The 13,113-nt window shown below is 65.8% G+C and carries 12 protein-coding genes; 4 read left to right on the top strand and 8 right to left on the bottom strand.

The annotated features are described in order from the left end of the window. The first annotated feature begins 4 nt into the window (after window positions 1–4). Complete coding sequence (locus ACM9HJ_RS01125; protein WP_416569827.1) at window positions 5–1,432, top strand: hypothetical protein; 1,428 nt, start codon at window positions 5–7, stop codon at window positions 1,430–1,432. Between the two features lie 11 nt (window positions 1,433–1,443). Here ACM9HJ_RS01125 and ACM9HJ_RS01120 read toward each other — a convergent pair whose 3' ends face one another. The 8 genes from ACM9HJ_RS01120 to ACM9HJ_RS01085 are packed head-to-tail and all read right to left on the bottom strand — an operon-like array spanning window position 1,444 to window position 8,893. Further along, a complete protein-coding gene (locus ACM9HJ_RS01120; protein WP_416569826.1) occupies window positions 1,444–2,526 on the bottom strand; it encodes a protein-glutamate methylesterase/protein-glutamine glutaminase in 1,083 nt (360 codons plus the stop codon). A 3-nt stretch (window positions 2,527–2,529) separates the two neighbouring features. Further along, complete coding sequence (locus ACM9HJ_RS01115; protein ID WP_416569825.1) at window positions 2,530–3,405, bottom strand: CheR family methyltransferase; 876 nt, start codon at window positions 3,403–3,405, stop codon at window positions 2,530–2,532. Window positions 3,406–3,444: 39 nt separating this feature from the next. Then, on the bottom strand, window positions 3,445–3,942 hold the full coding sequence (locus ACM9HJ_RS01110) for a chemotaxis protein CheW (protein ID WP_416569824.1): 498 nt from the start codon (window positions 3,940–3,942) through the stop codon (window positions 3,445–3,447). 9 nt (window positions 3,943–3,951) lie between these two features. Then, window positions 3,952–5,646 (bottom strand): methyl-accepting chemotaxis protein, encoded by a 1,695-nt coding sequence (locus tag ACM9HJ_RS01105; protein ID WP_416569823.1) that lies wholly within the window; start codon window positions 5,644–5,646, stop codon window positions 3,952–3,954. Between the two features lie 11 nt (window positions 5,647–5,657). Further along, on the bottom strand, window positions 5,658–6,137 hold the full coding sequence (locus ACM9HJ_RS01100; protein WP_416569822.1) for a chemotaxis protein CheW: 480 nt from the start codon (window positions 6,135–6,137) through the stop codon (window positions 5,658–5,660). Window positions 6,138–6,155: 18 nt separating this feature from the next. Next, window positions 6,156–8,201, bottom strand: a complete 2,046-nt coding sequence (locus tag ACM9HJ_RS01095) for a chemotaxis protein CheW (RefSeq protein ID WP_416569821.1) — start codon at window positions 8,199–8,201, stop codon at window positions 6,156–6,158. Further along, entirely contained in the window at window positions 8,198–8,566 is a 369-nt protein-coding gene (locus ACM9HJ_RS01090) for a response regulator (RefSeq protein WP_416569820.1), read from the bottom strand. The genes ACM9HJ_RS01095 and ACM9HJ_RS01090 overlap by 4 nt, the downstream gene beginning before the upstream one ends. Window positions 8,567–8,575: 9 nt before the next feature. After that, window positions 8,576–8,893: an STAS domain-containing protein gene (locus tag ACM9HJ_RS01085; protein ID WP_416569819.1), complete on the bottom strand. Its 318-nt coding sequence runs from the start codon at window positions 8,891–8,893 to the stop codon at window positions 8,576–8,578. Window positions 8,894–9,245: 352 nt separating this feature from the next. Here ACM9HJ_RS01085 and ACM9HJ_RS01080 point away from each other — a divergent pair, with 352 nt between their 5' ends. From ACM9HJ_RS01080 to ACM9HJ_RS01070, 3 genes are all read left to right on the top strand, one after another. After that, window positions 9,246–10,940 (top strand): chemotaxis protein, encoded by a 1,695-nt coding sequence (locus ACM9HJ_RS01080; protein ID WP_416569818.1) that lies wholly within the window; start codon window positions 9,246–9,248, stop codon window positions 10,938–10,940. A 352-nt stretch (window positions 10,941–11,292) separates the two neighbouring features. Next, complete coding sequence (locus ACM9HJ_RS01075; protein WP_416569817.1) at window positions 11,293–11,889, top strand: DUF4255 domain-containing protein; 597 nt, start codon at window positions 11,293–11,295, stop codon at window positions 11,887–11,889. Beyond that, the gene (locus tag ACM9HJ_RS01070) at window positions 11,886–13,094 is read left to right on the top strand and encodes a hypothetical protein (protein ID WP_416569816.1); all 1,209 of its coding nucleotides are present in this window, start codon (window positions 11,886–11,888) and stop codon (window positions 13,092–13,094) included. The genes ACM9HJ_RS01075 and ACM9HJ_RS01070 overlap by 4 nt, the downstream gene beginning before the upstream one ends. Window positions 13,095–13,113: the final 19 nt, after the last annotated feature.

The following is a 13,113-nucleotide window of genomic DNA, read 5'->3' as shown; positions in this document are numbered from 1 at the left end:
GACGATGCCGCGGTTCCAGGTCCTGACAAATCCGGATGCGGAAATCCTGGTGATGGATGCGGCACTGAGCCGCGTCGCGCGCGGGGTCGGCCGGCTTGTGGTGGAGATGGAACCCGGCCTCTACAAGGTCAAGGTGAACAGGGCGGGCAGCCTGCGGGAGCAACTGGTGGAGTTGCAGGAGGAAGGGACCGAGATCGAGCTGCGGGTCGAAACCTTCCGGGCCGTCGCCCCCGTCGCCGCCATGCTGTCGGACCCGGGCGCGGTGAACGCGCTGGGGTTTCTCGCCACCATGGCCGGACACGATGTCGTGGTCATGACCCGGCAACCGCTGGAATTGTCCCCGCCACGGATACCGCTTGCCGGCATGCGGCTGTTCCGATGGGGCGACACACGCGGCGCGATTGCCTTGGCCCGCTCGGAATATTGGCGCCAACCAGGTCCCTCCACCCAAATAATCGGCGACGAAAGATGGGCGGTGAACGGCATCAGGCTCACGGAAGGCCATGCGGAAACCTTCATCCTGGAAATGCGGCGGGGTGGCCGGGTCTCCCGCCAGCCGGTCCTGGTCAGCCCCGACTGGCAAACCCGGATATTCATCGGCATTGGGGGCAAGAAACGAACGGGGCCGTCCTCCGTATCCATCCAGATGGCCCGCCCCCATTCGCCCCTTGTCTATCAGCGCGGCGACCAGTCGGCGGAGGTCACGCGCATCGCCCTGACCAAGGGCCGGACCATCTTCCTGGGTCACGACTTGCTGGAAATGCTGCTCAGCGGAAAATTCGAGCACCCGCTCATGGGCATTGCCGGACTGCACCTTTTCCTTGACGCGGTGGAACGCCGGAAGGCGGGCGACACATCCTACGACCCGGAAGGCGTGGCGAAGTATTTCGACCATACGCCCTGCGAGTTGATCGATCAGGTGCTGATCAACATGACGCGCCTGCTTCACCCGGACCGGCCGGCGCAGGCCGGCAAGGATCTGGTGTTTGCCGATCCGGACCAGCCGGAATCGGCCGACCTTACCGCCCTGCGCGTCAGGGCGGGCCGGATCGCGGGGCGTGTCCGCATCGCCACCCCACCGATGTTCAGAGCCAGTTGGGACGCGCTGGTGGCCGCCGCCGCCCATGACGACAGGGTGTGGATCGAACGCAGCCTCTGGCGCGTGGTCGGCCAGGCCGGCGCCATCGCCCCCTACCTGGCCTGGTCCCCCGGCAAACGGTCGGTGGGTGCGATGCTGACGGCGATCGGGAAACAGGTGAATCTCAGGATCGAGTTCAGCCAAACCCTGTCCAAGGCAGCGGCACAATTGGCACCGTTCATCAACCCCGCCGACCCGGCCAGCTGGCCGTCCAGCCTCACCGAAAAGCTGCTGCTGCCGAAATCCATCCTCGGCGGCAATCCACCGGCAAGGCCAACATCGCGACGACGGTAAGTCCCGATCTGTCAGCGGTTACCGACGCGCAGGATTTCCGCGGCCAGCATGTCCAGCGGCAGCACACGGTCGGCGGCACCCAGGGCGATCGCCTCCTTCGGCATGCCGAACACCACGGAACTGGCTTCGTCCTGGGCAATGGTATGGGCGCCGGCCTTGCGCATCTCCAGCAATCCCCGCGCGCCATCATCGCCCATACCGGTCATGATGATGCCCACGGCATTGGGGCCGGCATGGCTGGCGGCGGACCGGAACAGCACATCGACCGACGGGCGGTGGCGGGACACCAGCGGCCCTTCCTTGATGGCGACGTAATAGCGGGCACCGCTGCGCTGAAGCAGCATATGGTGGTTGCCGGGCGCGATCAGCACGCGGCCGCGCATGGCGGTGTCGCCATCCTCCGCCTCCTTCACCTCCATCTCGCACAGCCCGTTCAGGCGGCGGGCGAAGGCTTCGGTGAATTTCTCCGGCATATGCTGGACGATGACGATGGCGGGGGCCGCCGCCGGCAGGACCTGCAACACCTGGCGCAGGGATTCCGTGCCGCCAGTGGAGGCGCCGATGCAGATGACCGGTTCCGTCGTGCGGGCCATGGCGTTGTGGCCGACCAGCGGCGGCGGCATCATGGCATCGGCCGTCAGCTTCTTCTCCGGCTCGCGCGGCACCGGCCGGCCGGTGAACTGCCGCAGCCGGGCATGCGCCGCCGCCTTGACCACATCGCAGATGCGGATACGCGATTCCTGCAGGAACTGCACCGTGCCCAGGCGCGGTTTCAGGATGACCTCCACCGCGCCCGCTTCCCACGCCTGGGCGGCCGTCTCCGTCCCCGCTTCGGCCAGCGAGGAACAGATGATGACGGGCACGGGCCGCTGGGCCATCAGCTTGCGCAAGAAGGTGATGCCGTCCATGCGCGGCATCTCCACATCCAGGGTGATGACGTCGGGCACCTCCTGCTGGATGCGGCGCGCGGCGACATAGGGATCGGACGCCGTCCCCATCACCTCGATCGCCGGGTCGCTCTCCAATATCTCCGTCATCGCCTGACGGACGGAGGCGCTGTCGTCGACGATCAGGACGCGGATTTTGCCCGGCATGGATCACACGCGCCGGAAGACGGTGGTGGCCACCGCCTTCACCGGCAGGCCGAAGCCGGCCAGCGATTCCGAATGGCCCAGGAACAAATATCCGCCCGGCCGCAGATGCTCGCACAGGCGCGACAGCACCGCCTGCTGTGTCGGCTTGTCGAAATAGATCAGGATGTTGCGGCAGAAGATGATGTCCATGTCGCACGGTGCCGGATAGGAGGCATCCATCAGGTTCAGCCGCCCGAACTGCACCTGGCGGCGCAGTTCCGGGGCGATGCGGACCAGCCCACGCTCCCGCTGCCTGGAGCGCAGCAGGTGGCGTTGGCGCATGTCCAGAGGCACGGGATCGATCATCTCCTCCGGATATATCGCCATGGCGGCGGTTTCCAGCACGCGGGTGGAGATGTCGGTGGCCAGCACACTGGACCGGAAGCCGCCCAGCCGCGCGCCGGCATCGGCCATCACCATGGCCAACGTATAGGGTTCGGCCCCGATGGAACTGGCCGCACTCCAGCATTTGATCAGCGTCTGCGGCCCGGCCCGGCGCATCTCGGCCAGTTCCGGCAGGGCTGTGTCCGCCAGATAGCGGAAATGCTCCGGTTCGCGGAAGAATTCCGTCTTGTTGGTGGTGACCACATCGATCAGCGACACCGTCTCCGTCTCCAGCCCGCCCTCATCGAACAGATAGCGGCAATAGGCGGTCAGGTCGGTGCAGCCGGTGGCGGCCAGCCGCTTGCGCAGCCGCCCTTCCACCATGGTCTTCTTGGCATCGGGCATCTTGATGCCGCTGTAATCCTGGATGAACCGGGCCAGACGGCGGAAATCCCGGGCGCTCAGCCGACCCTGGCCTTCCATGCCCGCATCCATCATCGCCGCCATCCCGCTCATGCCCCACCTCGGATAATTCTGGAAATCACCGCCGCAGCACTATGCCGGCACGGCAAGCGCGCCCTGGCCCAGCAAGGTGGCATCGTCGGTGGAGAACAGCCGGGCCAGGTCCAGGATGATGACGAAGCCATCCCCCCGGCGGCCCACGCCGCTGATGTAATCCGACCGCCAGGTGACGCCGATATCGGGTGGAGCGTCCGGTTTGCCCAGCGGCGCCACCTCGAACACCCGGTCGGCGATCAGGCCCAGCACGAGGCGCCGGGCGGCGACGGGAACTTCCACCACCAGGATGCGTGTATTCTCCGTCGCTGCCGATGCCGACAGGCCAAACTTCATCCGCAGATCGATCACCGGCACGCCCCGGCCGCGCACATCGATCAGGCCGGCGCAATAGGCCGGCATCTCCGGCACGCGGAAGACCGGCTGCATGGCCAGGATTTCAACGACGGCCGCCACCGGCACCGCGAACACCTCACGCTCGATGCCCAGCGTGACGAACTGGGCACCATTGGCGACTTCCGACTTCTGCGCGGCCATGTCGCCCCCTCAATAACGTTCGAATTCGGCGTCATGCGCATCGCCCTTGCCCATGTCGAGGGCAAAGCCGGCGGCGGCGGCGTTACGCAGATGGCCATTGCGCAGACCCGCCGACGGCTTCAGCAGCTTCGCCGACGCCGGCTTTGCCGCCGGGGCGGGACGCTTGGCCGGGGCGGCCACAGGACGGCGCATCGGCGCGGCGGTGCGACCGCCATGGTCGAAGCGGAAATAGGCGATGGAGCTTTGCAGCTGGTCGGACTGGGCGGCCAGTTCCTCCGACGTCGCCGACATCTCTTCCGACGCGCTGGCATTCTGCTGGGTGACCTTGTCCAGCTGCTGGATCGCCTGGTTGATCTGTTCCCCGCCGATATCCTGCTCCCGGCAGGCGGCACTGATCTCCGCCACCAGTTCGGCCACCTTGCGGATGTCCGGCACCAGACGGGTCAGCATGTCGCCGGCCTCCTGTGCCGCGCGCACGGTCTGGGACGACATGGTGCCGATCTCCGCCGCCGCCGTCTGGCTGCGTTCGGCCAGCTTGCGCACTTCCGACGCCACCACGGCGAAGCCACGGCCATGCTCCCCGGCCCGTGCCGCCTCCACCGCGGCGTTCAGGGCCAGAAGGTCGGTCTGACGCGCGATCTCCTGCACGATCATGATCTTTTCGGCGATGGTCTGCATGGCCGACACCGCACGGGCCACGGCCTGACCGCTGGCTTGGGCATCGATGGCCGATTGCTGGGCGATCTTCTCCGTCTGGCCGGCATTGTCGGCATTCTGCTTGATGTTGGCCGCCATCTCCTCCATCGACGCCGAGGCCTGTTCGGCGGCCGACGCCTGTTCCGTGGCGCCCTGCGACAGTTCCTCGGCCGTGGCCGACAGTTCCTGGCTGCCCGACGACACATTCTCCGACGCGCCCAGCGCCTCCCCCACCACCTCGCGCAGCTTGGCCACCATGGCGTTGATATGGCCGATCAGGTCACCGACCTCGTCCGACGGGGCATTGTCGATGGTGCGCGACAGGTCGCCCGAGGCCACGGCCTGGGCCAGCCCGCCGGCCTGGTTCAGGCCCCGGCTGATGCCGATGGAAATCCAGGCACCGGCCCCGACCGCGATGACCAGCGAGGCGATGATGGCCGCCATCAGCAGGGTGCGGGCATTCTCGTAATCATCCATGGCGTCGGTGCGGGCCTGATGCATCTGGGCATTGGACAGGTCGACCAGATCGCCGATCTGGCGCTCCGCCTCCGTCACCAATTGTAGCCCCTGGCCCAGGGCCAGTTCCTGCGCCTTGTCCTTGTCACCGCGCTTAATCAGGTCGCGCATCCGGTCATCGATGGCGGCGAACTGGTTCCAGGTGGCGCGGAACGCCTCCCATTTCGGCCGCCCCTCGGCACTGGCCAGCGACAGGGCCTTCTCCATTCCCTCGTTCAGCTTCTGACGGTTCTGCACGATGATGCGGTCGAAATGCTCGACCTGATCCGGCGTGGCGGCCAGGATCATGTTCTTCTGGGCGCGGATGACCTGAAGAACATCGATGAACAGCTCCTCGGCCAGTTGCAGCCGCTGGGCGGGACCGTCCACCAGCTTCTGCAAGGAACCGTTCAGGGAAGCCAGGCCGGAAATACCCATGCCGGCGGTGATGGTGGACAGCAGGATGATGACCGCGAAGGTCAGTCCCAGCTTCAGCTTGATGGTCATACGCATTGGGGCTGCTCCTAGGCGGCGGTGAGACGGGGCTGGCTGTCGGCCGACAGGATGCGGCCGATATCCAGGACGATGATGAAGTCGGGCCCGCGCTTGCCCACGCAGGTGATGTAATCGGGGCGCCAGCGCATGCCGATGCGCGGCGTTTCCTCCAGCGAGGCGGCGGCCATCTCGGCGATCTCGTGCACCTTGTCGGCCAGGATGGCGACGATGACGGGATCGCCATCGACCATGGCCTCGATGACGACGAAGCGCGTATCGATGGTGGCCGGACGCTGCGACATGCCGAATTTCAGGCGGATATCGGCCAGCGGCACGACCTTGCCGCGGACATTGATCAGGCCGCCGACATGCGGGGCGCTGTTGGGCACCTCCGTCACCGGGCCGGGATCCAGGATCTCACGCACATGCGTGGCTTCCAGCGCGAAGACCTCGCCTTCCAGTTCGAAGGTCAGGACGATCAGCGGGCGGTTGCCGTTCCATTGGGCCATCTGTCTCTCCCCTGCCCCTCAGCCCGCCGCCTTCAGCCGGTCTTCATTCGACTGGCCGAGCTTGACGAGATGGGCGATGTCCAGGATCAGGGCCACGCCGCCATCGCCCAGGATCGTGGCACCCGAGAAGGTCTCGATACCGGCATGCAGCTTGGACAGTGACTTGATCACCGTCTGGTGGTTGCCGATCACCTGATCCACGACCAGACCGACCCGCAGATCGCCGAAGGAAACGATGACCACCTTCTGGTACCGGTCGGCCGGCGTGGTGGCATTGAACAGCTCACGCAGGCGCAGGAACGGCACCAGCTCGCCCCTTATATTGAGGAAGCTGCGGCCGCGCGAACGGGCATCCTCCTCCGCCGTCAGCTCCACGCATTCCTCCACCGCCGACAGCGGCAGGATGTAGCGGCCCTTGCCCACCCGGACCAGCAAGCCGTCGATGATGGCCAGGGTCAGCGGCAGGCGCAGGGTCAGTTCGGTGCCGGTGCCATGCGTGCTGGCGATGTCGATCTTGCCGCGCAGCCCCTCGATCGTACGCTTGACCACATCCATGCCAACCCCGCGACCGGACAGGCTGGTCACGGTCTTTGCCGTTGAAAAGCCGGGCTGGAAGATCAGCTGGAACAGGTCCGCTTCCGACAGGCGGGCATCGCGGGGGATGATCCCGTTTTCCTCCGCCCGCGCCTGGATGCGGGCCTTGTCCAGGCCCTTGCCATCGTCGGTGATGGAGACCAGCACCTCCGCCCCCGCATGGCGGGCCGACAGGGTGATGCGGCCGGCAGCCGGCTTGCCGGCGGCACGGCGGCCGTCGGGGCCTTCCAGCCCATGATCGATGGCATTGCGGATCAGGTGGATCAGCGGGTCGTTCAGCCGTTCGATGACGGTCTTGTCCAGTTCGGTCTCCTCCCCCACCGTCACCAGCTCGATCTCCTTGCCCAGTTCATGCGCCAGATCGTGGATCAGGCGGCGGAAACGGCCGAACAGCGAGCTGATGGGCACCGTGCGGATGCCCATGGTCTTTTCCCGCAGCTCATGGGCCAGACGCTCCAGTTCCTCCGCCACGGCCTTGACCTGTGGGTCGCCACTGGCGGCGGCCACCTGGGCCAGGCGCGACTGGGCGATGACCAGTTCGCCGACGCGGTCCATCAGCTCGTCCAGCCGTTCGGCCGGCACGCGGATGCTGTCGACGGTTTTGGCCTTCTGCTGCGCCTCGGCCCGTACATGCTGCTGTTCGGCCAGGGCGGCACTGAGGCGTTCCGGCGATACCGATCCGGACTTCACCAGCAGGCTGCCCAGCGGCAGCTGGTCGGCCAGGGCGGCATCGATCATCTTCTGGTCCACATCGCCGCGTTCGACCAGGATTTCGCCGATGCGCTTGTCCTTCCCCTCCTCCACCGGTTCGATGGACAGTTCCATGTCGTCGATGACGAACATGAACACATCCTCGATGGCGGAGACGGGCTTGTCCGTGGTCAGCACCACGTCCCAGGCCAGATGGCAGTCGGTGGGGACCAGTTCATCCAGCGGCGGCACCGCATCGCTCCGCGCCACGATGGTGGCCAGCCCCAGTTCCCGTAGCTCATCCAGCAGCAGCAGCGGATTGGTGCCCATGGCCATGGCGTCGCGCGCCAGACGGAAACGGACCCGCCAGGTGGCGGCCCCCGCCGGCACCGGCACTGCTGCCGGGCCGGACGCCCCGTCCACAATGGCCTTCAGGTCGCGCAGGATGGCGTCGCCGCCCTCATCGACCAGATCCGGCTGTTCGATCAGCAGGCGCATACGGTCCTTGGCGGCCAGCGTCACGGCGATCAGGGCGCGGTTGGGCGCCACCTTGCCCTTGCGGACCAGGTCGAAGGCGGTTTCGACATGGTGGGTGAAGGCAGCCACGGCATCGAACCCGAACATCGCGCCCGATCCCTTGATCGTATGCAGTGCCCGGAAGGCACTGTCGATCAGGCCGGCATCGCCGGGCGCATGCTCCAGGTCCAGCAGGGTCTGCTCCAGCACCTCCAGCAGTTCCTGCGCCTCCTGGCGGAAGATGTCGGATGGGGCCGTGTTCATGCGCCGATGACCTTGCGCACGACGGTCAACAGCTGCTCCTGCTGGAACGGCTTGGTGATCCAGCCGGTGGCACCCGCGGCCTTCGCTTCGGCCTTCATGGCCGCATCGGATTCCGTGGTCAGGAACAGGATCGGCACGCCCTTGTAGGCGGGCAGCTTGCGCAGCGCGCGGATGAGATCCAGCCCGTTCATCACCGGCATGTTCAGGTCGGTGACCACCAGATCGACCGGTGCCTCCTGGGCCTTGACCAGCCCCTCCGCCCCATCGCCGGCCTGGACGACGTTGTAGCCGGCCCCGCCCAGCGTGAGCTTCACCATCTGGCGCACGCTGGCGCTGTCATCGACGCTAAGAACGGTCTTGCTCATGTCACATCCTCAATTGGGCAGCCAGAAGGCCAGATCGGTATTGGTGGCGGTCAGGAAACCGCCCCGGTGCAGCGTGTCATGCAGGGCGCCGGTGGCGGATTGCGCCAGCCGCAGCGTGTGTCCGGCCCGCCGCGCACTTTCTCGCGCGGCTAGCAGTAACTGGACAAAGCTGAGGTCTGCCTCCTCCACGGCGCTGCAGTCGATTTCCAGTACAGAATGATCGGCAACCGCCCGGGTCAGGAGGGCATGCATGTCCTCCGCCGTCCGGACGGTACAGGAATTTCCAAGAATCAACCTTTCGGCCGTAGAGTCTTCCTGACTATTCATCCCCACACCTCCTAAGACGTGTATGTAAAATCGGCAATGAACAGCACTGAATAACATCGTATGCAGACTAATCGTCGGTATTTTCAATAATATGTAAAATGCAATACTCCGTAAGTCTGTCCGAAAACCGCACTTTTGGCTAGGTATCATGGACTCGTTTACGAATCGTAAACGATCATCTGTCGAAATGGGGGCCTGGAACGAAGGTGTTTTCGTAGGTTTCCCCAAGGCGGACAACGCCTTTCAGCCTTCGGAAAGTAGAAAGCCCGAAGAGAGTTTTATATCGATATGATATGAAACGAATATGTTCATAAGGATAGTCGGCCGGATGAAGACCGTCGGAAGGGTCGTTATGCAGTTCGATGAAGGGGTCAGCGCGATCACCGGCACGATCGGGGCCGCCGCCATGGAGGTCGAAAAACACTTCCTCGATATCGGCGGACGGCTGGAAAGGGCAGTGGAAACCCTGACCCGTTTGACCGGCACGTTCGAGCGGCTGTCGGGGGAGATGCAGGGCCAGACCCTGCATCTGGCCACGCGTGATCTGGCACAGGTGGCCGAGGGCGTGGCGGCGCTGGCCCCGGCGCGGGGCGGAGACATGGCCGCCTTCACCCGCCTGCTGGGCCTGACCGGTGCCATCGGCACGCGGATCGCCAATATGGAACGGGCGGTGAAGGGGGTGGGCACGCTGGCCGTCAATGCCAAGATCGCCGCCGCCCATATCGGCGGTGAAACGGGCGTGGATTTCATCAGCTTCGCCGCCGAGATCAACCGTACCCTGGCGCTGGCGGAACGGAGCCTTGAACGGTTCGGCACCGAACTTACGGAAATGAATCAGAATCTCCGCCAGGCGGTGACCAGCCAGGTGGAACTGGAGGCACGCCAGGCCGATGCCGTGGAAACCATTCCCCGGCGGCTGCGCGCCAGCGTCGAGGCCGTCGCCGCCCACGGCAACCGGAATGCGGCCCTGGCGGTCGGCGTGGGCCAGGGCACGCAGCGCATCGGACAGCGGGTCAGCGATATCGTCATGGCCCTGCAGATCAGCGACATCACCCGCCAGCGCATCGAACATGTCGGTCTGGCCCTGGACCTGGCTCCCCCATCGGCCGCGGATGATGACGCCGCCTTCCTGGCCTTCTGCTGGCGCCTGCAGGCCGACCAACTGGACGACACGGCCGATGAACTGGACCGGGAGGTGGAACGGATCAAACGGTCACTGCTGGAACTGGCCGGAGAGGCTGGCGACATCCTGCGCCAAGGCGAAGGCGCCTTCGGTGCCGCCGGCACGGGGCGGGGAAGCTTCGTCGGCGCGCTGGAGGCGGAGGTGGCGCTGGTGGACAGCCTGTTCGCCGGCTTCCGTGCGGCCCGGGAGGATGGCGACCGCGTGGCCGCCATCGTGTCCGATGCAGCGACCCGGCTTGTCCAGCACATGCGCACCATCCGGTCGCTGGAGACGGATATCCGCATCATGGGCCTGAACACGACGCTGAAATGCAACCGGCTGGGCACCGTGGGCCGGCCCCTGGCCATCATCGCTCAGGAACTGCGCCTCTATGCCAACGAGATCGCGGCACAGGCCGCAGAGGTGATGGGCGATATCGATCAGGTCGCCGCCGCGGCCACCGACCTGTCGGGCGATGCCCGCGCACATCAGGCGACCGATATCGCCACCATCACCGACAGCATGGGCAGGTCCATGGCCCATCTCTCGGCCGCCGGCCGCATCCTGGACGATGCCTTCGCCCAGCTCGGTCATGACGGGCGCATCGTTGCCGATCTTCTGCAGCAGACAGCGGCCGGCACCGACATCCGGGAACGGGCCGGCAGCCTGCTGCGCCGGGAAGCCGCGCGGCTGACCTCCCTGGTGCCGGCGGATGTCGGTGCGGTCCCGACCCTGCGGCCGCGGGACGAGGAACTGGCCACCCGCATGCTGCGCAGTTACACGATGGAACGGGAACGCGTGGTGTTCGACCGGCACGCCCCCGACACGCTGCGCCGCAGCGGCGGGGAAGAAGCGGCGGCCGATATGGATGACATCTTCTTTTGACCCATCCGCAAGCCGAACCGGTCGCGCCGCGCCCGGGATCGCGATAGGGTCCACATCTCCCGATTGTCCACCGCCACGACAGATGAGGGGCGCGACCGTGGGTAGCGACCCAGTGGGCGATCATGGCCGTGCAATCTGCCGTGCCGCTACCTTAACCAGAACACTCCAATATGTTGTTCCCGCTATCACATTGATATTCCTGTATATACGACTATTGCGATAGATTTTTATCCGCCAGCCAGCACTTGCTTGACACAAGGCATATTACTAAGGATAACCTGTAAGGGTCGTTCAGATGCCGCTGCCGTCGTCATGATCACCGTCCGTGATAGGCATCCGTTGGAGCATGAAGATGGATGCCATCCGCAATGTCCTGGAACTTGTGGCACGGGGCGCGGAAACCTATCTGCAGAATGCGAACAGCCGGCACGACCCATGGCTAACCCTTTCGGCCCCCCTCAACACCGACGGCTCCGTCAACGAGGCGGCGCGGGACCGGGTGGTCATGTGCGTCTACAACCTGACGCGTGAAACCACCATCAGCACCCAGGCCGCCGCCCAGCCGGGCGCGGGGGGAAGCGGCAGCTACTACCAGGCGGCACCGCCGCTCTATATCAACATCCACCTGATGTGCATGGCCAATTTCGGTGGCGCCGCCTATACCGCCGGGCTTGGTGTCCTGTCGCAGGTGATCAGCTACTTCCAGCAGAACCCGACGGTGAACCACGCCACCGCGCCGGACCTGGACCCGTCCATCGAAAAGGTCAGCCTGGAACTGGCCAGCCTGAACAGTTCGGAACTGAACCATGTCATGGGGCTGTTCGGCGGACGGTATTTTCCGGCCGTCTTCTACAAGCTGCGGTTGATCCGGTTCGCCGCCACGGCCATGCAGGCGATCGTGCCCCCGGCCCGCGGCGGGGGCATTGCCGAACAGGGGCGCATGGCATGACCCGCACCCCGCCGGCGCAGACCAGCCGCTTCGACTATCGCACCAGCCGCCCCGGCACGGGGCGGGGCGCCATCTATGGTGTGCTTTTCGACGTCCGGGTCCGGCACGGCTATTATGATTCCGCCGACGGGCGCTGCCCGGACCTGAGCACGCGGCCGACCCCGGAAACCCTCGACCTGATCCGCGACCTGGGTTTGGTGTTCAAATCCCGCCCGGACGGCTTCACCCTGTTCTACAGCCCGCAGCGATTGCAGGGCATGATCAGCTGGCTGCGGTCCCAGATCGTCGAAGACGGTGAGGGGGCGGGATGCTGGGCCCGGCTGCGCTTCCAGATGGCGATGGCGAACAAGGATTTCGTCGGCCTCACGCAGATGCCGATCGACACCAGCCCCTTCAACGCCAACTTCTTCCTGTGCAACAGCGACGCACATGGGGTGGAAACGGCGGCGCAAGGCACCGTCGCCCGTCTCTGTCCCGGCACGCATGTGCAGACGGACGACTTCGTCCCCGTCGTCACGGGTTCCCTTACGGTCACCGTGCCGGCAAACGGTGAACGCGTGCTGATCCGCGACCTGTCCGGCGCCGTGGTGCTGACCCGGGATGTGTCCGTGGCGGACAATGGGCGGGTTGTCGTCGGTTTCGACACGCTCGCCTGCGATCGCTACGACATCTCGGTCCAGACGGCGACGGGAGAGGTCCCTGCCATCCCGCCGCAGGTCGTCTATTCGCTGGCCAGTCCCCAGCCGCTGGGCCTGGTCGACATGCTCTTCACCCCGCCCCTGCCCGGGATGCCCGGCATATACCCGCTGTCGATCTGGCCCGACGGGTCGGAAACGGAGCCCACGGGCGACCTGACCTATCTGCTGCCGTTCCAGACGCGATCGACGATCTGGCAGTATTTCGTGGTGAATGCCGGCAACGGCGGGTTCAAGCATCTGGCCATCACCGGCGACGGCGCCGATTTCGCGCCGCCGCAGCCGGACCTGCTGCCCACCGGACAGCCGGCCATCCGCTTCGATGCCCAGGCCCCCCTGCCGCTGCGCCGCATCCCGCCGGAACGGTTCCGGCTGTCCGGGACCCGCATCCTGGCCGATGGCGTACAGCAGGACGTCCAGGTGGATGTCCTGCCGACCGCCCCGGCCTCTCCCGTCTGGCCCGGCGGTCCGGACGGGCAATGCCTGTCGCAAATGTACGTCTATGTCTGACCCGCGAACGATCCGTCCC

It is taken from the genome of Niveispirillum sp. KHB5.9 (assembly GCF_048066115.1).
Classification (GTDB): Bacteria; Pseudomonadota; Alphaproteobacteria; order Azospirillales; family Azospirillaceae; genus Niveispirillum.
Note: the sequence above shows the minus strand (reverse complement) of the source record. Positions and strands in the feature narration are given on the sequence as shown.